This window comes from Sphingorhabdus sp. (assembly GCF_046596595.1).
Classification (GTDB): domain Bacteria; phylum Pseudomonadota; class Alphaproteobacteria; order Sphingomonadales; family Sphingomonadaceae; genus Sphingorhabdus_B.
This window is the reverse complement of sequence record NZ_JBKJMB010000096.1, coordinates 1-24,673: the sequence shown is the minus strand read 5'-3', so window position 1 is coordinate 24,673 and position 24,673 is coordinate 1. Positions and strand designations below refer to the sequence as shown.

The window sequence follows — 24,673 nt, the reverse complement described above, 5'->3', positions numbered from 1 at the left end:
CGTCAGCCCTGCGGTCTGCCACCTCCCCACAAGCGGGGAGGAGTTGATAACTACGCCCCGGCTTTCTCGGCAAATCGCCAGGCGGACTCCGCCAGCGGGAATACCCGTTCGGCCATGGCCTGCGCGTGTGACGAGCTTGCAGTGCCGTCGATCACGCGTTTTTTGATGCCTTGAATGATTCCGGCAAGCCGGAAGAAATTATAGGCAAAATACCAGTTCATGTCAGGCACACCGTCGCGGCCTGTAGCGGCGCAATAAAGTTCGACCATCTCGTCCAATTCGGGAATGCCTAAGGCGGCACGATCCAGATCCATAACGCCCGAACGGCCTTCATTTTGCGTGACCCATGCCATCGCGACATAGGTGAAATCGGCCAGCGGGTCGCCCAATGTGGACAATTCCCAGTCAAGGACAGCTACGACCTTGGCCTCTTTGGCATCGAAAATCATGTTGTCGATGCGGTAGTCACCATGAACAACGCTTGTGCGCGTCTGCTCGGGCAAGGTCTTGGGCAACCATTCAATTAGGCGTTCCATTTCCGGCATCGTTTCGGTCTCGGCCAACCGGTATTGCCGCGTCCAGCGTTCAACCTGCCGCCCGAAATAATTGCCCGGCTTGCCAAAGTCCGAAAGACCAGCGCCTTCGACATCAACATTGTGCAGCGCCGCCAGCGTGTCGATCATCGCTTCATAGGTGGCATGGCGCTCGGCTGGGTTTGACGCCGGCATGGAGCCGTCCCAAATCGTCCGGCCTTCGACCATATCCATGATGTAAAACATCGACCCGGCAATACTGTCGTCGGTGCACAGGCCAAAAGGTTTCGCGACAGGAAAGCCCGTGGGGTAAAGGCCAGCGATCACCTTATATTCGCGGTCAACAGCATGGGCGCTTGGCAACAAGACGCCAAACGGTTTGCGGCGGAGCACATAAGAGCCGCTTTTGGCATTCAGCCGGTAGGTTGGGTTGGACTGTCCACCTGCGAACTTGAGAACCTCGACCGGACCTTCAAAGCCCTCGACATTTTCGGTCATCCATTGCGCCAGCTTGCCTGCATCCAGAACGTCTGTTCCGGTCGGCGCGACGGTTCCGGTAAATGCCGTTTGCGCATCAATCGGGGTTGGCGGCGTAATCATTTGTCAAAAACGATCACCGAACGCGCCGAATCGCCACGCTTCATTTGCTCAAATCCCTCGTTGATCCTTTCCAATGGAATAGTTTCCGAAATGATAGTGTCGAGATCAAGCAGACCGCGCATGTAGAAATCGACCAGCCGCGGTATATCAACGGGGAAGCGGTTGCCGCCCATGATCGCACCCTGCAGTTTCTTGCCTGACAGAAGATCCATTGCCGACAGCCCGACTGAATGCTGCAACGGCATCATGCCAAGGATAGTTGCCGTCCCACCGCGCTTGAGCGATTTGACCGCAAGCGTGCCCGACGCAGGGCGTCCAACGGCTTCAATGGCGTGGTCAACGCCACCCTTGGTCAATTCCTGAATTTGCGCAGCGGCATCATCGGCCAAGGCATCGACCACATCAGTCGCGCCAAGCTTCAATGCCATTGCCCTTTTTTCGGGCATTGGGTCAGCGGCAATTATCCGGCCGGCCCCCGCAATTTTTGCGGCGTTGATCGTGGCAAGACCAACCCCGCCGCAGCCAATAACGGCAACGGTTTCGCCGGGGGTAACCTTGCACGCGTTGAATATGGTGCCCGCACCCGTGGTAACAGCGCAGCCGATGACCGAGGCTTGCGGCAAGGGCATGTCGGGATGGATTGCCACGCAGGCATGTTCATGCACCAGCATCATTTCGGCATAAGCCGACAGGTTGAGCATCTGGTTGACGATGCTGCCGTCTGGGCGCGAAAGGCGCGGCGCCTCACCGGGCTTACGACGGGTTTCGCCGCCAAGGCACAGCGACATGCGCCCCGTGACGCAATATTCGCAATGGCCACAAAAGGCAGACAGACAGGTGACCACCGCGTCGCCGACCTTTACCGTGCGCACTTCGCTGCCCACAGCTTCGACAATACCCGCTGCCTCATGTCCCGGGATCGCGGGTAGGGGGTGTGGATAGGTGCCCTCAATAAAATGCAGGTCGCTGTGGCACAATCCGCAGGCCGCAGTGCGGATCAGCACTTCATGCGGCCCGGGATTGGCAATGTTGATCTGCTCAATCTGAAGCGGTTTGCCCGCCTCGATCAGGACGGCTGCCTTCACCGTGTTGCCCCCATGTCGCCACTGGACATGCCTTCTTTGCCCCTGCCGCCATGCTTGCCAAGCTCCATACGGGCGATGGCCCGCGCATGCACTTCGTCGGGACCATCGGCCAGACGCAGGGTACGCTGATGTGCCCAAGCCGAAGCAAGACCGAAATCGTCGGACACGCCGCCGCCGCCATGTGCCTGAATGGCGTTGTCGATGATGCTTAGCGCCATATTGGGTGCCTGCACCTTGATCATCGCGATTTCCGCAGCTGCTGCCTTATTGCCGACCTTGTCCATCATATCCGCCGCCTTCAGGCAAAGCAGACGCGTCATTTCAATGTCGATACGGGCGCGCGCGATGCGTTCTTCCCACACGCTGTGTTCGGCAACGGTCTTGCCAAAGGCCACGCGCGTTTGAAGCCGCTTGCACATTTTCTCCAGCGCTTCTTCAGCCACGCCAATCGTGCGCATGCAGTGGTGGATGCGGCCTGGTCCAAGGCGCCCTTGCGCGATCTCGAACCCGCGACCTTCGCCAAGCAGCATGTTAGATGCCGGAATGCGGACATCTTTCAGCTCGATTTCCATGTGACCGTGGGGCGCGTCATCATAGCCGAACACGGGCAGATGGCGCAGGATGTTCACGCCGGGGGCGTCGAGTTCCATCAGCACCATGGACTGTTGCGCGTGACGCTTGGCCTCAAAATCGGTTTTGCCCATGACAATCGCGATTTTGCAGCGTGGATCGCCCGCACCCGAGGACCACCACTTGACGCCGTTGAGGACATATTCGTCACCTTCGCGGCGGATGGATGTTTCAATGTTGGTTGCGTCAGACGATGCCACGGCTGGCTCGGTCATCAAAAACGCTGAACGGATTTCGCCCTGCATCAACGGGATCATCCACTTTTGCTTCTGCTCGGCGGTCCCGTAGCGCAGGAATACCTCCATATTGCCGGTGTCCGGTGCGGAGCAGTTGTAGATTTCCGATGCCATGCCGATGCGGCCCATTTCTTCGGCGCACAAAGCATATTCCATATTGGTGAGGCCCGGGCCGTCGAAATTTACGCTATCGTCAACATGGACGCGCCCCGACGTTGGCGGCATGAACAGGTTCCAAAGCCCGGCCGCTTTCGCCCGTGCCTTTTCCTCTTCGACGACCTGAAGCACTTTCCAGCGGTCGCCTGTGGCCTGTTCGGCATAATAATCGGCGACGCGCGGACGCAGGAAGCGTTCGTTATGGTCGCGGATTCGGTCCCGCCAGTAAGTTTGCTTGTCGGTGAGATCGAAATCCATGACTCATTCCTCTTTCAGATTTAATTGGTCGGTTAACTGGCAGACTCTGCCGATGTGTTCAAGACACGCAAGCGTTCATTGTGACTTTCACGCGAAATCGGGAAATGCCGCAAGATCAGGATACCGATTATTCCCAAAATAAGAACCGTGCCCATATTATAAAGCGCAAGGCCATCGAGGACGGCGACATCGACTTTACCCGGTGCCGCATTTTTAGGGAAATTGGCGAAAGTCAGGATCATGCCGGCTGCAAATGTGCCAATGCCTACGGCGCATTTCTGCATGAAGAAATAGCCGGCGAAAAATAAACCCTCCGAACGGCGTCCGGTTTCCTGCTGTGATGCCTCTACCACATCGGCCATCATGGACGATGTCAGCATCATCATACTCACGGCCGCGCTGTTGGCGATTGTCATCATTGCAAACATAAACAGGATTGACGGGTCCGATGGCGCACCGGGTATGAGGTCAAGCAGCCAGCTGCTATACAACGCGGCGGTGAAGGCCAGCGATACGACTGCGAACAGGATGGCAGCATTTTTCTTGCCTAAACGCCCCGATACGGGCGGGACAATGATAAAGGCAATGATGACGGTCGAAAACAGGATCAGCGCATAATAGAGCATCTCCATCTGCTGAAGTTGCCACAAAAAGGCCAACTGGTAATTGGTCAGCGCAAAGGTCATGCCTTGATTGATCAGCCCGAACAAAGCCGCAGAAACGAGCCAAAGAAAGGCGCGGTTGGACAAGGTTGCCTTCATTTCGGCAAAGGCGTGACTAATTCCAGCGCCGCGGGGTGCAGGCGGTGATTGCTTTGCGACATGGCGATGCTGGCCAAGCGCTGAGATCAGCACTGCGCCGCTCATCATCAACGCGCCCCACACCGAATAGGCGTCGTAGCCTGCCGGATCGCTCACGCCCTTTTCGCCGGTAAAGAAAATGCCATAGGCAAAGACCAGCATCAGCAATCCGCCCGCCCAGCCGAAAAGGAAACGATAGCGCATCAACCGCGTACGTTCATCATAATCGCCCGTCAGTTCCGGAACGAGGGCGATCGACGGCACTTCGCACATCGCGACAAGGGTGCGCGCCAGTACTGCTGTGCAGAACAGCCAGATGATTGTTCCGGTCTGCCCTATTTCGGGGGGGTGCCAAAGCAGCAGCCAGATTATACCCAGCGGAATCGCAGCCGCGTAAAGCCATGGCAGACGCCTGCCCCATTTGCTTTGCGTGCGGTCGGATAGCTCGCCGATAATCGGATCGGCAAACGCATCGAAAATCAGCGCAGCCATGATGACGGTGCCAACGATGCCCGCATCAATTCCAAGCACTTGATTGTAGAAAATCAGCAGGAAAACCGAAAAGCCATTGTCCTTGACGCCATAGGCAACCGAGCCAAGGCCGTGCATGACTTTTAACGATCGGGGGAGCGCAACGACAGGTGCCATAGGCTGTTAAAACACAACGCGCGAAAAGGCGTGTTTTCCGGCGAATCGCACGATGTTTCTCTCCTTGGTCCTGCCCTTATGCTAGGCATGCTTCCCTGCCTGTCAATCGCGATGCAAATGACGTTACGGCATGCATTGTTCACCGATAAGCACTTGCGTTTACGTGCGAGACAGCCCAAAAATTCATCAAGCAATTAAACAGGAGAGCGTCATGTCCGACCTTGAAACATTCCGTGCCGAGGCCCGCGCCTGGCTGGAAGAAAATTGCCCTGCCGAAATGCGCAAGCCCGCAAAGGGTGACGAAGATGTCTGCTGGGGCGGCCGCAAATTTGTATTCCAGTCCGAAGCGCAAAAATCATGGCTCGAAGCATGTGTTGCCAAGGGCTACACCGTGCCCGATTGGCCCAAAGCTTATGGCGGCGCTGGCCTCAGCCCACAGGAAACCAAAGTTCTGCGGCAGGAAATGGCGAAGCTCGGCTGCCGCTCGCCGCTCAACAGCTTCGGCATCTGGATGCTTGGCCCCGCCTTGCTGAAATTCGGCACCGAGGAGCAAAAGGTCCATTATATGGGCCAGATCGCGCGCGGCGAAATCCGCTGGTGCCAAGGCTATTCCGAGCCAGGTTCAGGCAGCGATTTGGTATCGATGCAGACCTTTGGCGAAGAAGTCATTGATCCGGTGGGGGGCGACCATTGGGTCGTTAATGGCCAGAAAATCTGGACCTCATATGCCGACAAGGCCGACTGGATTTTCTGCCTTGTCCGGACCGACAAGACCAACAAATATCAGGGTATCAGCTTCCTGTTGTTCGATATGGAGACACCGGGCGTCTCGACCAAGCCCATCAAGCTCATCTCCGGCAATTCGCCTTTCTGCGAAACTTTCTTCGACAATGTAGTGGTTCCCAAGGATCAGGTCGTCGGCGAAGTGAATCGCGGTTGGGATGTCGCAAAATATCTGCTTGGCCATGAACGCGAAATGATTTCGGGCATGGGTGGCGATGGCGGCGTAACCTCCATCGGTGCGGCGATGAAAGCGACCTTGTCAGAAGAACCCGTGCTGCGCGCTCAAATGGCTTTGTTTGATGTCGATAACCTCACCTTCCGCGCCCATGGCGAACGGTTCATGGATGAATGGAAAACCGGCAAGGCGCACCCCGCATATTCCAACCTGATGAAATATGTCGGGACCGAATTGAACAAGAAACGCAACGAGCTGGTAATGTCGATTGGCGGCAGCCAGGCGCTTGAGTGGGAAAGCGAACGCTCCAATGGTGGTTCCAAGGCGCGCAATTGGCTGCGGACGAAAGCCAACTCGATCGAGGGTGGCACCAGCGAGGTGATGCTGAACGTCGTGTCCAAGCGCATATTGGAGATGCCGGGCGGATAATTACACAGAACGTCGCTCCAGCGTAGGCTGGAGACTATCACGCGAGTCCGTCGTGATCGAGAGACGACATGGGCCCCAGCCTTCGCTGGGGCGACGAATTGCATAAAGGCTTTTTAACATGGCAATGACCTTGAACGACGACCAGAACATGTTGCGTGACAGCGCGCGTGACTTCATGGCGAGCGAAGCCCCCGTCACCCATTTTCGTAAATATCGCGACATGGAATGCAAGGATGGGTTCAGCCACGGCCTGTGGAAGCAATTTGCCGAAATGGGTTTTACCGGAATCCTCATTCCTGAAGCCGATGGCGGCATGGGCATGGGACATATTGAAGCGGGCATCGTGCTTGAGGAAATCGGGCGCAACCTGTCACCGTCGCCGTTTCTGACCACATCCGTTGCTGCAGTCGAGGCGCTCAAGCATGCCGACAAGGCGATGCGCGACCGCTGGTTCCCCGGTATATTGGCTGGTGAAACAGTCATCGGGATCGCAATCGAAGAGGGCGTCAAGCACCGGCCCGAGAAGATTGCCTGTGTTGCAGAACGCAGTGGCAATGGATTCAAGCTGACAGGGCAAAAGCAATTTGTCGTGCAGGGCGCATCGTCCGACCTGCTGATTGTCGCCGCGCGCACTGCTGGCGCATCTGGCGAAACCGATGGCCTCACCTTGTTCGCGGTCGACAAGGATGCGGCCGGTCTGTCGATGCAGGCCGCGCGTCTGGTAGATTCTGCGATGGCGGCGCATGTAACGCTCGAAGGTGTTCAGGTGGACGCCGATGCTGTCATTGGCGATGTTGATGGCGGCTGGAGCGTCTTGTCCAAAATGCTCGACGCTGGCCGTGTTGGCGCCGCTGCTGAAATGGTCGGTGTTGGCACTGGTGCCATGGACATGACGTTCGATTATTTAAAAACCCGCAAGCAATTCGACCGCGTGATTGGCGAATTTCAGGCGCTTCAGCACCGCGCGGCGCATCTCTATGGCGAAATGGAAGGCGCGCGTTCGATTGTGCTGAAGGCGCAGTCCCTGATGGATGAGGGACATGCCAAGGCGGAGCTCTATGTCGCGGCGGCCAAGGCGAAGGCCGGTCTTGCGTGCAACCTTTCTGTGCGTGAAGGCGTGCAGATGCATGGCGGCATCGGCATGACCGACGAATATGACATCGGCCTGTATATGAAGCGCGACCGGAGCCTGAACGAGTTTTTCGGCGATGCGTATTATCACGCGGACCGCGTGGCGACGATGAGCGGATATTGAATACTTCTCCCCTCCCGCAGGCGGGAGGGGTCGGGGGAGGGCCTGTGCCTTCTTCCAGGTAAGATTGCTCGCCTGTGGCGAGCCCCACCCCTAACCCCTCCCGCGTGCGGGAGGGGAACTGTCAGGAGAGACTTATGGACATTCAAACCTTATTCAACCTCAATGGCCGCGTGGCTCTGGTCACGGGTGGATCGCGCGGGATCGGCAAGATGATTGTCGAAGGCTATCTGAAGGCCGGCGCGGCGCGCGTCTATATCAGCGCGCGCAAGGTCGACCAGATCGAGGAAACCGTCGCCGAATTCGGCGATCAGGTCATTGGCTTGCCATGTGATCTTTCGACCGTTGATGGCTGCCTTTCGCTTGCCGCCCAAATTGCGGAGCGCGAGGAAAAAGTCGACATTCTGGTCAACAATGCTGGCGCAGCCTGGGGCGCAGATTTCGGCCAGTTCCCCGAAGCTGGCTGGGACCGCGTGATGGACCTGAACGTCAAATCACTGTTCTTCCTTACGCAAGCGCTTCACCCGCAACTGAAGGCTGCGGCGACATTCGACCGGCCAGGTAAGGTCATCAACATCGCGTCGATCGATGGATTGCGTATCAATCCTTGGCAGACCTACAGCTATCAGGCGTCAAAGGCTGCCGTCATCCATTTGACACGCCGTCTCGCGGCCGAGCTGGTAAAGGATAACATCCTTGTGTCAGGGATTGCGCCCGGCGCGTTCCAGTCGGACATGAACAAGGCAGCGCGCGATCATGCGGATGCCGTTGGCAAGAATATCCCATTTCCACGAATCGGTACGCCCGAAGATATGGCCGGCCTCGCGATTTTCCTCGCGGCGCGTGCTGGCGATTACATCGTGGGTGAGACGATTGCGTGCGACGGCGGTATCGTCAACGCATCGCTGCCCGGTAATGGAATCGCGCCATAATCCCGAATCTATGTATAATTAAATGTCGCTATTGACGCATTTATAGGCTTTATCTGGCTAGTTGCAAAATACGCAACTAGCCCCATTCTTTTCGCAATTGCAGCATAAACGGTGGGTGGCTATTTGGGTTTCAACGGCAAGCGATTGCCGAAACGCAAATTGACCGGGCGGCACCCTCCTCCTCTCTCCCCCCGCCCCCGGACAATTCTTACGGCCTCCATGCACTGCGTGGGGGCCGTATCTTTTTCTCCCCGATAGTTGTTCTCCATTTTGTCCACCGCGAACTACGCTGCCTGTGGATAAGTCCGCACATTGCGCTTTGCGCGACTCACAAAGCATGACACCTTTAGGTCATCAGGCAGGAACGCTACGATGCAAAGCCGGACCGGAAACGGGAAAGTGGAGCGGAACAGAGTGAATGCAGGATCACCTGAACGGTAGGCAATCTGTCGCAAGACAGAAGATGAGACCGGAATGGTGGGTACAAAGAAAACGAATATCAAGTGCGGCGGCACGCAAGTGACGCAACGCCGGATAGGATACCCAAAGTACCAAGGCGAACCAAGGAAGCCTCCGGGTGAAATTGGGGAACCGGACGTCAGACAGAGGAGATTATGGTCCTTGTGGCCATGAAATCCAAACTCAGACGCAGTGGGCGCTGGTAGCAATACCAGCGCCCATTTATTTTGCGGGGTTACAGTTTTCACTGCTAGCAAGGGCGCGCGAACCTATCCGTATGTGTCGAGCGCAGTCGAGACACCGCGCGGGCACTCGCGACCAATTGGCCTCTCGACTTTGCTCGAGGCGAACGGATTTTCGGAACAGCAATTTTTTACCCGTTCGTGTCGAGAATCGTCGAGACACCGTGACGGCATCCGCGACCAATTGGCAACTCGGCTGCGCTCGATGCGATCGGATTAGGTATGTTCAGAAATTCCACACGCGACGATTCCGCCCCACCCAAAAACCAAACAGGCTGGATAAATACAGGCGGCCTCGCTAAGGCCGTGTCATGTCTGAAATCACGCCCCAAATCGTCGCGGACCATGGTCTGAATGAAGAAGAATATGCGCGCATTTTGCACGCGATGGGTCGCGAACCCAATTTGGTTGAGCTTGGCATATTTTCGGTAATGTGGTCCGAGCATTGCTCGTACAAATCGTCGCGCATCCATTTGAAGAAATTGCCGACCGAGGCGCCGTGGGTGATTTGTGGGCCAGGCGAGAATGCAGGCGTCATCGACATTGGCGAAGGTCCGAACGACACCAAGCTCGCCGCGATTTTCAAAATGGAATCGCACAACCACCCGTCCTACATTGAACCCTATCAGGGTGCAGCAACCGGCGTCGGTGGCATCTTGCGCGATGTTTTCACCATGGGCGCGCGGCCAGTGGCCAATATGAATGCGCTGCGCTTCGGACGGCCTGACCATCCGAAGATGAAGCATTTGGTGCAAGGCGTCGTTGCCGGCATTGGCGGCTATGGCAATTGCGTTGGCGTGCCGACCGTGGGCGGCGAAACCAATTTTCATCCCGCTTATGATGGCAACATCCTTGTAAACGCGATGACCGTTGGCGTCGCCGACCAGGACAAGATTTTTTATTCGGCGGCAACTGGCTTGGGTAACCCCATCGTCTACGTCGGCTCCAAAACCGGCCGCGACGGCATTCACGGCGCGACCATGGCGTCCGCAGACTTTGGCGCCGACATTGAGGAAAAACGACCCACGGTTCAGGTCGGTGATCCGTTCACTGAAAAGCTGCTGATCGAGGCATGCCTTGAACTGATGGAGTCGGACGCGATTGTCGCAATTCAGGATATGGGCGCTGCTGGCCTCACAAGCTCAAGCGTTGAAATGGCCACCAACGGCAAAGCAGGCATCATCCTTGATATGGACAAGGTTCCCTGCCGCGAAGAGGGCATGACTCCCTATGAAATGATGCTGTCCGAAAGCCAGGAGCGCATGCTTATGGTTTTGAAACCGGGCCGTGAGGAATTTGCCAAGGCGATTTTCGACAAATGGGAACTCGACTTTGCGGTTATCGGCGAAGTCACTGATACAGGGCACATGGTCCTGACGTGGAAGGGCGAGGTTGTTTGCGATATCCCGCTTGGCCCATTGGCCGAAGACGCGCCTCTGTACGACCGGCCAGCCGCATCACGTGAAGAATATAAGGCTTGGGCCAATGTTCCGCCGCTCGGAAAACTGCCGACAAACGCAGATATCGGCGGCGATTTGCTGAAGTTGATGGCAAGCCCCAACCTCGCATCACGCGCCTGGATCTGGCAGCAATATGACAGCCAGGTCGGCGGAGATACCGCGCAGCTTTCGGGCGGCGACGCGGCCGTGGTCCGAATTCACGGCACCAACCGCGCGCTGGCGATGAGCACCGACTGCACGCCGCGTTATTGCTATGCTGACCCGTATGAGGGCGGCAAGCAGGCGGTCGCTGAAACTTATCGCAACATCAGTGCAGTGGGCGCAACGCCGCTGGCGATTACCAACTGCCTGAACTTTGCCAACCCGCAGCGTCCCGAAATCATGGCGCAGATTATCGGCTGTTTGGAGGGCATGGGCGATGCCTGCCGTGCGCTCGATTACCCGATCGTCTCCGGTAATGTGTCGCTATATAATGAAAGCAAGGCCACCGGCGGCGGCAGCGCGATTTTGCCAACGCCAGCGATTGGCGGTGTCGGTGTGCTTGAAGATGTCAGCAAGATGGCGACGATCGGATTCAAGGACGGCGCGCACAAAATACTGCTGATTGGCGCAGACTCGCGCGCAATTCCGGAAATGGGGCAATCCATATGGCTGGACGTGTGTCATGGCCGGCAAGCTGGACCGCCACCCAAGGTTGATCTCGCCGCCGAACGTCGCCATGGCGAATTCGTTCGCCGGCTGATAGCGGACGGGTTGGTGACTGCGGTCCACGATGTGTCCGACGGCGGCATTTTGGTGGCGCTGACAGAAATGGCGCTGGCGGGAAATATTGGCGCATTGCTTGAAATTTCAGCGTTCGAAAACTTGGTCGACCGGGAAAAAACGCAGCATGCCTGGTCATTATATGCGGAAAACCAGTCGCGATATATCGTTACCGAGCGCTATGATTCCCACGCAATTGAGAAGCTGGCGTCCGACAGCGGCGTTGGCTGTTGTTTCATCGGTTGGACCGGCGGCGACACCATTTCCATCTGCCGCGGGCGACAGCCATTGTATCCAGAAACGCCGCTTGCCGACCTTCGCGCGGCGCATGAGAGCTTTTTCAAGGACTGGATGGAAAGCTAGTAGCCTCTCGTTCAAGCCCGGGATTAGTGGGAGGGCCTGCACCAGTTCGCCTCATTCCTGTTCGTCGCCCTGAACTTGGTTCAGGGTCCATCGCGCAACGAACCCAGAGCTGGGAAGAATAAATGGACCCTGAACCAAGTTCAGGGTGACAACATGTATACTTTTCCCGTCCCCGTTCGTGTCGAGCCCTTCGGCAGGCTCAGGATCGAGACACCATTGGGGCATGCGCGAACGATAGGCATCTCGACTTCGCTCGATGCGAACGGAAAGGGGAGGTTACGTAAGCGTTCTCGCTTCGCAACGATGCTCGATGCGAACGGTTCCCGAGCCCGAAGGCTTAAGCAGCAGCAGCCAGCAAATTATACGGGTCAATGCCGTCCGACCGCATCGCTTCATGCGCGGTGTGATAAGCAGTCGGTGTTGGAATGCCCAGACGCGCGCGCGCATCGGCCAAAGGCTCGCGCAAAAGGGCAATGATGTCCTCATGCACCAGATTCTTGGCGGCCTTGCCAATGCGGTAGCCTTCATGCACCGCAGCGAGGATCGGCGCGGACGGGGCCACGCGGCGTTTCAACTCGATGCCGCCTGCATAAGCGATAAAGCCGACGCCCAAATTGCGGTGCTGCGCATAAGTGAAAGCAAGCACGCATTGTTCGCCAAGCGCGTCGCGGCCATATCCGGTCAATATGTGATGCAAGTCATGCGTATCACGCAGACGGTCGCCATAACGGTCAATGCCATCTTCAAACCGCATGCCGGCAGTTGTGAATTTCGCATATTCAGCCTCAAGCCCGGCCGCAGACAGGCCTTCGCGTTCCATGAAGTCGACATAGGCGCGGCCAACGGTTCCAGCCGGAAGCTGCTTCAGCGTGTCATGGTCGTCAAGAACATCAATCAACCGCTCATTGGTCGTCAGCAGCCTTTGGCCCTTATCACTGCTCCAGAAGCGGTTGGCAATCGTCCGGAATTTACGACCACGCAGCGCGGCAATGATATGAAAAACCTGCTCTGTATCTTCTTTGTCAGCCATTAACTGCTTGAAGTGCTGCCACGCTTTAAGCGGACGAAACTCGCTGCCCGGGCGGTCGGGATGATGGAAGGGAATGTCGGCATTCAGCGCGGCCATGAGAGAACTCCAGCGAATCTACGTGTTAATGAATTATGGCTTACCTACAGTGGTGTCAATAACAAAAACTTAATGCTCTGGACCAACGGCAAAAGCCATTGTAGTTATTGGAAAATTGAGGGAATTATGCAGTCGGACAGCAGATACATCACGCTCGACGCTATGCGCGGCTTTGCGGTCATGGGCATATTGGCGATGAATATCATCGGCTTTGCAATGCCCGAATGGGCCTATATTACGCCAGCCGCTTATGGCGGTGACAGCTTTGCCGACCGGGCTGCCTGGGCCTTCTCCTTCGTCCTGATTGACGGCAAAATGCGCGGGCTGTTCTCGCTTCTGTTCGGGGCAAGCATGATGCTGGTAATCGAACGCGCCACGATTAACGGACAAAGCGCCACCCGGGTGCACTATAGCCGCATGGCGTGGTTAGCTGTATTTGGCCTGTTGCACTATTTCTTCATCTGGTCCGGCGACATATTGTTTCTTTATGCCACGATCGGGATGATCGCCTTTCGCTTCCGCGATTGGCATACGGAGCGCCTCTTCAAATGGGCGCTTATCATCTTTGCTGTCGGGCTGGCGATTTGGGGCCTGCAATTTGGCGGGCTTCAATACTTGCAGTTCATCGCTACTCAGCCGGACGCAAGCGCAGATTTGGCCCGACAATATCGCGATATGATGGATAGCACCGACTTCGCTTTCAATATTGCGCCCGACCTTGCGATTCACCGGGGTAGCTATGCCCAGATAGTGCAAGATAGGCTCAGCGATTGGGGCGCGCCGTTCGGCTTGGTGTTACAGTCGGTGGGCGAGACATTGCCGTTGATGATGATCGGTATGGCGATGCACAAAAGCGGGTTCATGACCGGTGATTGGGATGCCGCCGTTTACCGCCGCTGGACGATGCGGCTTGTGCCTTTGGGCCTGCTCCTCACTGTGGCATTGGCCATATGGATGGCAGCGGCGCAGTTTGACCGCGTGACGGCGCTTGCCATCTTTTTCTTCTGGGGGGCGATCCCGCGTCTGATGCTTACGGTGGGCTATGCAGCCGGGCTCATCCTCGTCATCGGGCACTTGCGCGACCATCCGATGATTGCCCGTATCGCGGCAACCGGACAGGCGGCCTTCAGCAACTATCTCGGCACCAGTATCATTATGACGACGATCTTCTACGGCTATGGCCTTGGCTTGTTCGGCCACGTCAACCGCGCGGGATTATGGGGCTTTGTCGTCGCAACGTGGGCAATCATGCTTCTTTGGTCAAAGCCATGGCTGATGAAATTCCGTTATGGCCCGCTGGAATGGCTGTGGCGCAGTCTGGCGCGCGTAAAATTGCAACCGATGCTACGTTAATGCTATTGCAATCAGTTCGCAATAACGATAAGGCGATTCCATAGGAGATAATCCATGGTCGTTTGCGTGTGTAATGCCATCAGGGAAAAGGACCTTCGCGCTGCGGTGCGTTGCTGTTCGGAAAAGCCGAATGATGTCTATGCGCGCTTGGGGCGTAAGCCCAAATGCGGGCAGTGCCTGTCGTTCGCGCGAAACATTATCAGCGCGGGACCTGCAACCGCGTAGCAATAGCGTATTGAAACTGGCTGCTTTTCATCCATTTTTCTGCCTTCACGCCCTTCGTCTTTGTCGCTATTATCAACGCAGATCTCATAAAGGATACGGCCATGAAGGGTGATGCAAAAGTCATCGAATTTTTGAACGAGGCGCTTAAGAACGAGCTAACCGCGGTCAATCAATATTGGTTGCATTACCGCATGCTCGACAATTGGGGCGTGTCGCGTCTGGCGCATTTTGAACGTCATGAATCAATCGACGAGATGAAGCATGCTGACAAACTTTCGGAGCGCATCCTGTTTCTCGATGGCCTGCCCAATTTCCAAATGCTTGGTCGCCTGCGGATTGGCGAGACGGTTGAGGAAATATTGAAGGCAGACCTTGAGCTGGAATATGAGGCACTGCCTCTGCTTAAGGACGCCATCGCATATAGCGAAAGCGTGCGTGACTATGTCAGCCGCGACCTGTTCGCGTACATCCTGGAAAGCGAAGAAGAGCATGTCGATGTGCTTGAAAAGCAGTTTGATATGATCGCCCGCATGGGGATCGAAAATTATATCCAGCTTCAGTCAAAACCAGTCGAAGACTAAGACCACAAGCTATTAGCGTCGCTTCTTAGCCGTAGCTCATCCCACCTAATGCATTGCGCTGACCAAAGCTGCTTGGCTTGCGCTCGACCAAAGGGCTCGCCTCTGCCTCAAGCGCCGCCAGCGTTGCTTCAAAGGTTGGGCGCAACTGTGCCACTTTTTCCACCAATTCGGATGGATCTATGTGTATTTCGACATAATGACGGGCTGCAACCTCGATTTCCTCGGCGAGAAGCGCAAGTCCATGGGCGCCAAACTGCCACGCTTCACCCTTTAAAGTGTGCGCTGGCATTACCAACTTGACCGGATCCTTTAGATGGAACGCCTCTTCGATGGCGGCGACAGACTTGATGCCATCATCGCGAAAATAGCCTAAAATCCGCACAAAACCGGCACCTAGCAGGTTGCGTGTTTCGGCAAAGGCTTTCCAGTCAATCAGATTTTCCGGCAATTCGGTCAAGATGTCACTCCAAGAACATATAATATTATATGCTGTCGGCAGACATTACATGGAGATAGGTAAACAGAGCGTTGACGTCTCGCGATGGGTGCGCGCGATTAGCTGTTGTCGGCGAACGGATTTTTCGATGACCGGAAGTTGATACGAACCGGAACCGCACCAAAATCAAGGTCGCGTCTTATGCCATTGAGCAAATAGCGCGCATAGCTTGCGGGCAGCTCGTCGGTGCGGTTGCCGAAAATGACGAACGTCGGCGGCCGGTTGCGCGCTTGAGTCATATAACGCAGCTTGATCCGCTTTCCGCCGGGGGCAGGCGGCGGATTGGCCGAAATCGCCGCCTCAAACCAACGGTTGAGTATACCCGTAGGTACACGCTTGTTCCAGGCTTCACGCGCGTCGAACGCTGCCGAAATCATTTGATCCAGACCTTTGCCGGTCAGACCGGAAACCGCGATCATTGGAACACCCTTCAACTGGGAAAGGCCTTCCTCAAGCGCTGCTCGGATGCCCTTGAACAGTCCGCTGCCATCAACCGCCACATCCCATTTGTTGATCCCGATGATCAACGCGCGACCTTCCTGAATGACATGGTCGGCAATTTTCAGGTCCTGCACCTCAAGACCCTTGGTTGCATCCAGCAAAAGCACCACGACCTCGGCAAAATCAATCGCGTGGCGCGCATCGGCAACCGACAGCTTTTCCAACTTATCCTGCACCTTGGCGCGTTTGCGCATACCTGCAGTATCGATCAGCCGCACGCGCCGCTCGGTCAGCATCGGAGGGATATTGCCCTCCTCATCGGGTTCGCGTTCTTTCGGGCTTGGATCGGTCCAGATCCAGTCAACCGAGATACTGTCGCGGGTAATCCCGGCTTCCGGTCCGGTAATCAACCGGTTTTCACCAAGCAGTTTGTTAATAAGCGTCGATTTTCCGGCATTTGGCCGCCCCACAATTGCCAGCTTTAGTATAGCATCGGGCGCTTCGGGGTCGGGTACTTCAAACGCGCCGCCGTCAATATGGGGCAGCAACGACTGAAACAGATCAGCCATGCCTTCGCCATGTTCGCCGCTGATAGCGATGGGGTCGCCAAAGCCAAGCGCGTAGCTTTCAAGAATACCATTGTCGCCTTGCTTGCCTTCGGCCTTGTTGACCGCAAGGACCACAGGGGTCGCACTGCTGCGCAGCCAGCGCGCAATTTCTTCATCGAGCGGGGTAACACCAACGCGGCCATCAATCAGGAACAGGGCGACCTGCGCACCCGCAATCGCAGCCTCGGTCTGCATCCGCATTCTGCCGGGCAGCGTGTCGGGATCTTCATCCTCATAGCCAGCCGTATCGACAATCGTGAACTCAAGGTCGAACAGCCGGCCTTCGCCTTCGCGCCGGTCGCGGGTCACACCCGGCGTGTCATCGACAAGCGCGAGTTTCTTGCCAACCAACCGGTTGAACAAAGTGGACTTGCCGACATTGGGCCGACCGATAATGGCTACCGTCGGCAACATGCCGGCACTTCTCCTTTAGGGCCTATCCGCGAAATGCGGAAACGCGGCCGGAATCGTCAAGAATATACAGGATGTTGTTGGCGACGATGGGCGCAAGCGACACATCGCTTTCAAGATCAAAAATCTGGCTCGCAGTGCCTTCCTCGGGTGCAACAGCCCAGACCGAACCACGCGAGTTGGCGACGATCAACCGGCCGCCCGCCAGCACGGGGCCATACCAGCTGATTGGGCCCTTTTTCTTTTCTTCATTGTCATACCGCTGAAGCTTTGAAATCCAGCGGATCTTGCCGCTCGCCCGCGCGACACTCAACAACCGTGCCTGATCGGTCATCACAAATACCCAATCGCCCGCAGTCACCGGGGTGGAAACGCCTGCGATGTTGATTTCCCAAATGCGCTGTCCGCTCACCAGCTCGTACGATGCCATCCGGCCACCTTTGCCAAGTGCAAATACGCGGCCACGGTCGATGACCGGGTCTGCGTCAATGTCGGTGAGCGTCGATACCGATGTCGACATCGCGGTGCGCGACAAGGTGTCGCTCCACAGGCTTCGGCCATTTTCATACCGATAAGCGGCAAGTTCCCCGCTGGAATAGCCGGCAATAATCGTGCCTTGCGCAGCCGCTGGCGCACCTACGCCAAAGATGCCCGATGCCGCCACGGGGCCTGCCTCGTTCCATTGCGGCTCGCCATCGCTTTGGCGCAGCGCATAAATCTGGTTATCCTGCGTCATCACATAAACATTGCCGTTGGACAAAGTCGGTGCACCGCGCAAGGGGCCGGCAGGACGCTTTTTCCACACCAAAGCACCGGTATCTGCCGCAAGCGATGCGACGTCGCCCACGCCATTGGTGGCAAAGACATTGGTGCTGGTTGCGCTGACGCCGCCGCCATAACGCGACGCTTTTCCGTCATCTTCAACGTCAAAGGCATTGGACCAGATTTGTGCGCCGGTGTTCGCGTCAAACGCTGTCACACGCGCTGTCGTGTCGACAACATAGAGACGCCCGTCGCTCATTACCGGGCTTGCGGCGAGGCGCGCGCGTGGGTTTGCGCCGGTAACATTTGCCGACCAAATGCGCGTGAGGCCTTGGCCAAGCTCGACGTGCCCGGGGGATTTCGATGCATTGCCGCCGGGCTGCGCCCATGCTTCGTTGACGACCGGTGGTGGCAACACGACCGCAACACCCGCCAGGGACGCGTCGACCTCGGTATCGCGCTCGGTCCCCAATATGTCGACACGGTTGCCGACGGTTGGCGTATTATTCTTTTTACCGGCATCGCCGCGCACGCCATCAAGGACGGCGCAGCCGCCAAGCGTCGTTGTTGCTGCGAGAGCCAGAAGCAATTTGGATACGGTCTTCAATTTCACTCTCCCTTGGAGGCGGTTTCGTCCGCTTTTGTTGCCGCATTGCGCTTTGCGTCAACCTGAACAGTATCAATGCCAAGCGCACCCGCCATCTGCTGTGATCGGCTGCGCAGCGTCTGCGGCAGGTCATCCTGCTTGGCGATCTGGGCAAAAATGGGCCCAGCCATATTGTCCTTGCCCATCTTCACATAAGCCAATGCTGTCAATTCGCCGGCGCTGCCGAAATAGGGGTGTCCTGCGGTTGCAAGCGGCTTGAGCTTGGCAATCACCTGCTGCGGTGGGATCGAATCAAATTCGGCGCTCACTTGCCGGATGAGGGCAAGGTCACGAAAGGTCTGCGGCAGGCTTTCGTCACCCGCTACCTTGGCGTAGATTGCAATTGCCTTCTTCGTTTCGCCATCTTCGCCCAACAGATTGGCCTCAACCATTTGCGCCATGGCGCGATATCCGGGTTGGTCGGCCTTGGCGAGCATCGCCAATTTGGCGCGCGCCTCTTTTTCCTGACCGGCACGCAATTTGTCCATCGCATCGACAAAGGCTTCGCTTTGCAAGTCGGCTGCGGCCTGCTGCTGGTTTTTATAGACGATCCAGCCACCAAAGGCGAGAAGGCCAGCCACAACCGCGGCCAGCAACCAACGGCCATAACGCGTCCAGAAACCCGTCAGGTCGCTAGCCCGGACGGCATCGTCCACTTCGCGCAAGAACGCCTCGTCGCTGCCGCTCCTGTCTTTGCCAGGTGCCTTTTCAGTCGGTGTCAAAGCCAAAAGGGCCTCCGAATAGGTTTAGTCATGATAGGTCGGTGCCGTCCTTAGCCCGACTCGTCCCGATAGGCCAGCCTGCTTTATGCAGGCTGATAGAGCTGGTCTGGGCCAGGGAAGCTTCGGTCACGCACGCCGGCGGCATATTCGCGCACAGCTTCTTCGACGCTTGCGCCCATATTGCCGAATTTCTTGACGAATTTGGGCACGCGGTCGAACAGGCCCAACATGTCTTCGGCAACCAGCACTTGCCCGTCGCATTGCGCAGACGCACCAATGCCAATCGTTGGGCAAGCAATTTTCTGCGTGATTTCAATGGCGATGGGTTCAAGTACACCTTCGATGACCATCGCGAAGGCGCCCGCGTCGGACATCGCAACCGCGTCTTCGACAATCGATTTGGCTTCTTCGGGGCTTTTGCCGCGCACGCCATATCCGCCGAGGATATTCACCGCCTGTGGGGTCAATCCAACATGCGCCATCACCGGGATACCGCGCGAGGTCAGGAATTCAACGGTCGGGGCCAAAACCCTGCCGCCTTCCAGCTTGACGGCTGCGGCCCCGGTTTCCTTGAGCAGGCGCGCGGCATTGCTGAATGCCTGCTCGGGCGACGCCTCGTACGATCCAAAAGGCATATCGACGATGACGGCGGCGTGATAGCTGCCGCGCACGACCGCCGCGCCATGTGCCGCCATCATTTCCATCGTTACGGCCACGGTATGCGGCAGGCCGTAAATAACCTGACCCAGCGAATCGCCGACCAGAAGCATATCGCAATGCGGGTCCATCAACTGCGCCATCCGCACGGTGTAAGCGGTCAGCATCACCAACGGCTCCTTGCCCTTTTGCTGCCGGATACGCGGCACAGTCAGCCGCTTCATCGGCGAAGGCGTAGGGTTCGCACGGCTGGTGGATGTGTCGAAGGTGAGCGTTTTGGGGTTTGTGGACATAGCGGCAGGGCTTAGCCGCTAAACGCCGCACACGAAAGGACGAACGGGCGTTATGTTATATTTGTTTGACTCAATGTTAAAAATATCTAACATCAAGTACGAATCAGATAACATTGGAGGCGTTGATGTCGTTTCGAGAGAAAATTCACTGGGCTGCCTTTCTGGCCCTCCTATTTGCATTTGGCTGGTATTTCCTGACTTACCCGTGGGCGATAGTCGGGACTGATGCCGGCGTGTGGGCTGTTGCGGGGATGCTCGTGCCGGTTACTGTTGTTATACTGGGCGTCATGTCAATCACTGCGGCCTATTTCGCTATTCGCGCACCAAAGGAGGCCAATCTGAAGGAGGACGAGCGTGAACGCACAATCCATATCCGCGGAACGCACCTTGCTTATTATCCCTTAGTCTTGGGTGTTTGGGCAAATATGATTGCAATGTTTTACCGCCTGAGTGTGGGTGAGCATCTCAACTTGCTCATTGCAACGGTCGTTATCGCCGAGTTGGTCCGCGTCGGATCACAGCTCTATTTCTATCGTCGGGGTTATTGATCCATGGCGCAGGCACCCTTTACCAATGACATCAGAACTTTGCGTTTTTTGGCAGGGGAAATGACTCAGGGCGATCTCGGCGACAAGGTCGGCGTCACGCGTCAGACGATCGCCGCCATCGAGCAGGGCAAATATTCGCCGTCGCTTGAGGTCGCGTTTCGCATCGCGCATGTCTTTGGCAAGCCATTGGAAGAGGTGTTCCAATGGCAACAGGGCTGATACATTTGCTTTTTGGCTATTGAGATTTGGCAGCAACTGCCTCGGCGACATTGTCGCTGAAAATGCCGTCGATGCCAGTGGCCAGAAAGGCCTTCATCTCTGCCTTAACGTCCCCAATGCCACGCGGATCAATGCCTGATTTCTGCGCCAACGGCAGGAAGTAATTTTCGCGGCGGAATGTCCATGGGTGCACCGCGAGGCCCAAACTGTGCGCGTCGGCAACAAGGGTGGTCGGCTCGCCCAGATTGCCCATCAATGTGCGCGGGATCACCAGCGCTTTGTTTGGGCCAATGCCGTCGGCATAGGTTGCAACGGTTTTCAAGCCTTCTGCTGTTGCCATGGCGGGGTAGGTCAAATCGCTTTGGTCGGCGGGACTGCCTTTTTCGTCCATTAACTGGATTAGCCGCAATTTGGTTTTCCCGCGCAGCACTCTCAGGTTTTCGACTTCGAACGACTGGATAAAAACCGGCGCGCTCTTGTCGACATGGCCGTATTTCGTCAGCATCGCCAATAACGGCCCCTCATGCGGCAGGCCAATCGCGGTGAAATAGCTTGGATGCTTGGTTTCGGGATAGACGCCAATTGTGCGCCCGGTCGCGGCGCTCTCCGCCTTCGCCAACGCGAGGATCTCGTCAAAGGTCGGCACCTCAAACTGCCCGTCATAGGCCATATTGGCCTTGCGCAATTGCGGCAGGCGCTCCTTGGCGCGTAGGGTTTTCAGCTCGGCGAGCGTGAAATCCTCGGTAAACCAGCCAGTCATTTTCTGACCATCAATGGTTTTGGTGGTTTTGCGGTCGGCAAATTTGGCCTTGTCCGCGACATCGGTGGTTTCCGAAATCTCGTTCTCGTGCCGCGCGACCAACACGCCATCTTTCGTCAGTACGAGGTCCGGCTCAATATAATCCGCGCCCTGTTCAATCGCGAGCTTATAGCTGCCAAGCGTATGCTCCGGCCGTTCGCCACTCGCGCCGCGATGCGCGATGACAAGGACTTGGCCGTCGAGCGGTTTTTCCATGGCTTGGCTTTCAAATGGCGAACATGCGCTCAATAAAGCAGCGAAGACGAGCAGGCTGTGTTTCATTCGGCTGCCATCGCGCAAGCCTGTGTCACTGCGATGACAGCCGCCTGATTTCAACTGACCTCGACGCCCTTCCAAAATGCGATGCGGTCGGTGATTTCGCGCGCTGCGTCTTTGGGCTCTGGATAATACCACGCCGCGTCGGAGTTGGTTTTGCCATCGACGATCAGCGAATGGTAATGCGCTGTACCCTTCCATCCACAGACCGAAGTCTTGTCGCTGCCTTGCAGAAAGTCGACATTGACCGCGTCGCGCGGGAAATAATGATTGCCCTCGACCACGACTATATCATCCGATTGGGCGATGACGGTCCCGTTCCAACGTGCGCTTACCATGTGCGTTTCCTTATGTTACGACAATTCGGCATCATAGACCGCCGGGGCAAAGCCCACCAGCAAAGTCTTGCCGCCCTCGACAACTGGCCGCTTGATCATCGACGGGTTGGCGACCATCAAGGCGATGGCCTTGGCCTCGTCGATGTTGGCCTTGTCGGCATCGGGCAGTTTCTTGAAGGTGGTCCCGGCCTTGTTGAGCAACTTTTCCCAGCCAACCGACTTGCTCCAGCGTTCCAAATCCGCCGCCGTCACGCCGGCCTTTTTATAATCATGGAATTGATAATCGAGGCCCCGCCCATCAAGATAAGTCCGCGCCTTCTTGACGGTGTCGCAATTGGGGATGCCGTAGAGGATTAGGTGAGACATCGATTTCCTTAAATTTTTCTGTTGAAACGGCATAACGCACTGCTGTGTAAACGCTATCCGCTTCAAATGTCAGCTTTTCTTACCATAATCACAAAAGCAGACTGTCAACTCACGACAACATTGCGGACATTTCGCTGGCGTGCGATCAGAATCGCAGTCTTACGGATCGAACGGGTAGGTAAACGAGCTGCAGCACAATATAAAGCATTTAGCCGGTATTTCTTGTATCAATATGGGACGAAAATAAAGGTTGTGTTAAGTATATTTAAAATGCAGCCTCACTCCAAGGATAACTATCCACGAGTCGCACATATTTGTATGAACTTGAGGGGGTTAGCATGAATATTAAAACGGGATTTAAATCGGCGGCCTTTTCGGCTTTGATGCTGGCTGCAATAAGTCCAGCAAGCGCTGCTGTTGTCGTTGACCAGTCAAATATCGCGGTTGCACCAAACGGTGGGTCGATTATCTACCAAGTGTTCGGTTCGCCCATCAACGGAAATCCGTCTGGACAAGCCGCAGGCAACTTTTATCAAGCAACTGGAGTCCAGTTTGTTACTGCAGGCCTGTCAGGATTGCTTGCGGCGATTGACCTGCAATTGACTAAATTTGGTCCGGCTAACAACGGTGGAAATTTTGAACTGATCATCGGCAACAATGTGACCTTTGATACCAATGGCTTTTTGTCGGGAGCCAACATACTTGGCACTATTTCTGGCAATGTTTCCAGCCTTTCGGCCACCGGTGGAGTTTTCAATTTTGACACGAGTGGCTTAGGCCTCTCATTCAATGCGGGTGATCAGTTCGTTCTTGCGCTCAATGCTCCCGATGGGGGCTCTGGAGTATTCGGATGGGCAGCAGGCACCTCGACCGATGCCCCTGGAGTTCCTTTCAATGGAGCCAACTTCATATCCAACAATTATGCAGGCGGTAATGCGTTTCGACGCATCACGCCAGTGAATGGAGCTGATGGACCATTCCAGTCCCATCCGGACTTCGGTTTCCGAACCTTTGTTGGCTCGGTTCCGGAACCCACCACCTGGACAATGATGATTGTGGGCATCGCAGGTGTTGGGTTCTCGATGCGTCGCAAGGGCAAGCAGACTTTGCGCGTTCTATACACTTAAATCCTTCAGCCCATTTTAAACAGAGCCGTCGGTTGAAAGATCGACGGCTTTCTTATGTCCGCTTTCTACACAATATCAGACGTTCCCTGCATAATTTGCGAAGCGTCAAAGCTGCCGCTGCGACATGCGCCGCGCCTTGGTTTCTCGGTCCGCAGACTCGCCCAATTACCCGCAACTGGGACACCCTATAAGGTCATGTTTCGGGTCCGTAACTGAGCTTGATCTTGTCCGCAGCAGCCACCGCAATGGCGCGCGCTGCGTCCGTGTCGCCGTTCGTTACGCGCGCCAGCGTCACTGCCATGCGGCGATAGGGGCGGGTGATGGGATTTTGCCGAAAACTCGCGCCTTCTTGACGGTGTCGCAATTGGGGATGCCGTAGACTATTAGGTGAGACATTGATTTACCTGTATTTTTGTTGATGTGGCATAATGCACTGCTGTGTAAACGCTATCCGCTTCAAATGTCGCCTTTTCTTGCCATCATGCAAACAGCGGACTTTCGTGAAATGACCAAAAGCGGACGGTCGCCTAACGACCCAATTGCGGACATGCCGCTAACGACCCAATTTTCTGTCAGTGCTAAGGTTTGGGATGTCCTATAAAAGCTGTCATGCGACTAGCATATTTTGCCACGCACTGTCCTGACAAGCCTCTTTACGTGGCGAGCGAACATACAAACGCCGCCGGTCCGGAGACCGACAGCGTAATGCGAGCTTATTCCTCAATTCAGGCGTAAGTTACAGAAGCATTCGACTTGCGCGTTTTTGAGCGCATCGCACCGCCTACGCCAAAAAAGCCAAGGAGGAAAAGTGCCCATGTGGTCGGCTCTGGAACGGCAGCGACACTATCAACAACATCGTGGTTGATAGTGTCGCTG

General features: G+C 56.1%; 25 protein-coding genes. 10 read left to right on the top strand and 15 right to left on the bottom strand.

The genetic code is table 11. The annotated features are described in order from the left end of the window. Positions 1-50: 50 nt before the first annotated feature. Genes ACLL9E_RS09845 through ACLL9E_RS09830 form a run of 4 tightly spaced genes read right to left on the bottom strand, consistent with a single transcriptional unit; the run spans position 51 to position 4,946 of the window. Entirely contained in the window at positions 51-1,133 is a 1,083-nt protein-coding gene (locus ACLL9E_RS09845) for a phosphotransferase family protein (protein WP_411291560.1), read from the bottom strand. Then, positions 1,130-2,218: a Zn-dependent alcohol dehydrogenase gene (locus ACLL9E_RS09840; protein WP_411291559.1), complete on the bottom strand. Its 1,089-nt coding sequence runs from the start codon at positions 2,216-2,218 to the stop codon at positions 1,130-1,132. Before ACLL9E_RS09840 ends, ACLL9E_RS09845 begins: the two co-directional genes overlap by 4 nt. Then, positions 2,215-3,498, bottom strand: a complete 1,284-nt coding sequence (locus ACLL9E_RS09835) for an acyl-CoA dehydrogenase family protein (protein WP_411291558.1) — start codon at positions 3,496-3,498, stop codon at positions 2,215-2,217. The genes ACLL9E_RS09840 and ACLL9E_RS09835 overlap by 4 nt, the downstream gene beginning before the upstream one ends. Positions 3,499-3,530: 32 nt before the next feature. Next, positions 3,531-4,946 (bottom strand): MFS transporter, encoded by a 1,416-nt coding sequence (locus ACLL9E_RS09830; RefSeq protein WP_411291557.1) that lies wholly within the window; start codon positions 4,944-4,946, stop codon positions 3,531-3,533. A gap of 211 nt (positions 4,947-5,157) precedes the next feature. Here ACLL9E_RS09830 and ACLL9E_RS09825 point away from each other — a divergent pair, with 211 nt between their 5' ends. From ACLL9E_RS09825 to purL, 4 genes are all read left to right on the top strand, one after another. Continuing rightward, positions 5,158-6,333, top strand: coding sequence for an acyl-CoA dehydrogenase family protein (locus tag ACLL9E_RS09825; protein WP_411291556.1), 1,176 nt, complete (start codon positions 5,158-5,160; stop codon positions 6,331-6,333). Between the two features lie 118 nt (positions 6,334-6,451). Then, a complete protein-coding gene (locus tag ACLL9E_RS09820) occupies positions 6,452-7,588 on the top strand; it encodes an acyl-CoA dehydrogenase family protein (RefSeq protein WP_411291555.1) in 1,137 nt (378 codons plus the stop codon). Between the two features lie 134 nt (positions 7,589-7,722). Further along, positions 7,723-8,517 carry an SDR family NAD(P)-dependent oxidoreductase gene (locus ACLL9E_RS09815; RefSeq protein ID WP_411291554.1) on the top strand — a complete coding sequence of 265 codons (795 nt, stop codon included), beginning with the start codon at positions 7,723-7,725 and terminating at the stop codon, positions 8,515-8,517. A gap of 1,012 nt (positions 8,518-9,529) precedes the next feature. After that, positions 9,530-11,803, top strand: a complete 2,274-nt coding sequence (purL, locus tag ACLL9E_RS09810) for a phosphoribosylformylglycinamidine synthase subunit PurL (RefSeq protein ID WP_411291553.1) — start codon at positions 9,530-9,532, stop codon at positions 11,801-11,803. A gap of 337 nt (positions 11,804-12,140) precedes the next feature. Here the strand turns inward: purL and ACLL9E_RS09805 are convergent, their stop codons facing one another. Beyond that, positions 12,141-12,929 carry a Coq4 family protein gene (locus ACLL9E_RS09805; RefSeq protein WP_411291552.1) on the bottom strand — a complete coding sequence of 263 codons (789 nt, stop codon included), beginning with the start codon at positions 12,927-12,929 and terminating at the stop codon, positions 12,141-12,143. Positions 12,930-13,055: 126 nt separating this feature from the next. Here ACLL9E_RS09805 and ACLL9E_RS09800 point away from each other — a divergent pair, with 126 nt between their 5' ends. The 3 genes from ACLL9E_RS09800 (at position 13,056) to bfr (ending at position 15,088) form a co-directional block, all read left to right on the top strand. Further along, entirely contained in the window at positions 13,056-14,282 is a 1,227-nt protein-coding gene (locus tag ACLL9E_RS09800) for a DUF418 domain-containing protein (protein WP_411291551.1), read from the top strand. A gap of 54 nt (positions 14,283-14,336) precedes the next feature. Next, positions 14,337-14,507, top strand: a complete 171-nt coding sequence (locus ACLL9E_RS09795; RefSeq protein ID WP_411291550.1) for a bacterioferritin-associated ferredoxin — start codon at positions 14,337-14,339, stop codon at positions 14,505-14,507. A gap of 101 nt (positions 14,508-14,608) precedes the next feature. Next, entirely contained in the window at positions 14,609-15,088 is a 480-nt protein-coding gene (bfr, locus tag ACLL9E_RS09790; RefSeq protein ID WP_411291549.1) for a bacterioferritin, read from the top strand. Positions 15,089-15,113: 25 nt separating this feature from the next. Here the strand turns inward: bfr and ACLL9E_RS09785 are convergent, their stop codons facing one another. From ACLL9E_RS09785 to panB, 5 genes are all read right to left on the bottom strand, one after another. After that, complete coding sequence (locus ACLL9E_RS09785) at positions 15,114-15,536, bottom strand: Hpt domain-containing protein (protein ID WP_411291593.1); 423 nt, start codon at positions 15,534-15,536, stop codon at positions 15,114-15,116. A 107-nt stretch (positions 15,537-15,643) separates the two neighbouring features. Next, complete coding sequence (gene der / locus ACLL9E_RS09780; protein ID WP_411291548.1) at positions 15,644-17,047, bottom strand: ribosome biogenesis GTPase Der; 1,404 nt, start codon at positions 17,045-17,047, stop codon at positions 15,644-15,646. Between the two features lie 22 nt (positions 17,048-17,069). Then, positions 17,070-18,413 (bottom strand): PQQ-binding-like beta-propeller repeat protein, encoded by a 1,344-nt coding sequence (locus ACLL9E_RS09775; RefSeq protein WP_411291592.1) that lies wholly within the window; start codon positions 18,411-18,413, stop codon positions 17,070-17,072. Positions 18,414-18,415: 2 nt separating this feature from the next. Beyond that, complete coding sequence (locus ACLL9E_RS09770) at positions 18,416-19,180, bottom strand: tetratricopeptide repeat protein (protein WP_411291547.1); 765 nt, start codon at positions 19,178-19,180, stop codon at positions 18,416-18,418. Between the two features lie 77 nt (positions 19,181-19,257). Beyond that, the gene (panB, locus tag ACLL9E_RS09765) at positions 19,258-20,124 is read right to left on the bottom strand and encodes a 3-methyl-2-oxobutanoate hydroxymethyltransferase (RefSeq protein WP_411291546.1); all 867 of its coding nucleotides are present in this window, start codon (positions 20,122-20,124) and stop codon (positions 19,258-19,260) included. 125 nt (positions 20,125-20,249) lie between these two features. Between panB and ACLL9E_RS09760 the strand changes: the two genes are divergently transcribed. Together ACLL9E_RS09760 and ACLL9E_RS09755 are read left to right on the top strand one after the other, a co-directional pair. Further along, positions 20,250-20,672 (top strand): hypothetical protein, encoded by a 423-nt coding sequence (locus tag ACLL9E_RS09760; RefSeq protein ID WP_411291545.1) that lies wholly within the window; start codon positions 20,250-20,252, stop codon positions 20,670-20,672. A 3-nt stretch (positions 20,673-20,675) separates the two neighbouring features. Then, complete coding sequence (locus ACLL9E_RS09755; protein WP_411291544.1) at positions 20,676-20,891, top strand: helix-turn-helix transcriptional regulator; 216 nt, start codon at positions 20,676-20,678, stop codon at positions 20,889-20,891. A 16-nt stretch (positions 20,892-20,907) separates the two neighbouring features. Here ACLL9E_RS09755 and ACLL9E_RS09750 read toward each other — a convergent pair whose 3' ends face one another. The 3 genes from ACLL9E_RS09750 to ACLL9E_RS09740 are packed head-to-tail and all read right to left on the bottom strand — an operon-like array spanning position 20,908 to position 22,670. Beyond that, positions 20,908-21,972 carry a glycerophosphodiester phosphodiesterase gene (locus ACLL9E_RS09750; RefSeq protein WP_411291543.1) on the bottom strand — a complete coding sequence of 355 codons (1,065 nt, stop codon included), beginning with the start codon at positions 21,970-21,972 and terminating at the stop codon, positions 20,908-20,910. A 50-nt stretch (positions 21,973-22,022) separates the two neighbouring features. Next, positions 22,023-22,304 carry a DUF427 domain-containing protein gene (locus ACLL9E_RS09745; RefSeq protein WP_411291542.1) on the bottom strand — a complete coding sequence of 94 codons (282 nt, stop codon included), beginning with the start codon at positions 22,302-22,304 and terminating at the stop codon, positions 22,023-22,025. A gap of 15 nt (positions 22,305-22,319) precedes the next feature. Next, complete coding sequence (locus ACLL9E_RS09740) at positions 22,320-22,670, bottom strand: arsenate reductase (RefSeq protein ID WP_411291541.1); 351 nt, start codon at positions 22,668-22,670, stop codon at positions 22,320-22,322. 338 nt (positions 22,671-23,008) lie between these two features. Between ACLL9E_RS09740 and ACLL9E_RS09735 the strand changes: the two genes are divergently transcribed. Further along, on the top strand, positions 23,009-23,797 hold the full coding sequence (locus ACLL9E_RS09735; protein WP_411291540.1) for a PEPxxWA-CTERM sorting domain-containing protein: 789 nt from the start codon (positions 23,009-23,011) through the stop codon (positions 23,795-23,797). 193 nt (positions 23,798-23,990) lie between these two features. On the opposite strand, the gene ACLL9E_RS09730 is transcribed toward ACLL9E_RS09735, so the two are convergent. After that, entirely contained in the window at positions 23,991-24,161 is a 171-nt protein-coding gene (locus ACLL9E_RS09730; RefSeq protein ID WP_411291539.1) for a hypothetical protein, read from the bottom strand. A 361-nt stretch (positions 24,162-24,522) separates the two neighbouring features. Then, positions 24,523-24,663 carry a PEPxxWA-CTERM sorting domain-containing protein gene (locus ACLL9E_RS09725; protein WP_411291591.1) on the bottom strand — a complete coding sequence of 47 codons (141 nt, stop codon included), beginning with the start codon at positions 24,661-24,663 and terminating at the stop codon, positions 24,523-24,525. Positions 24,664-24,673: the final 10 nt, after the last annotated feature.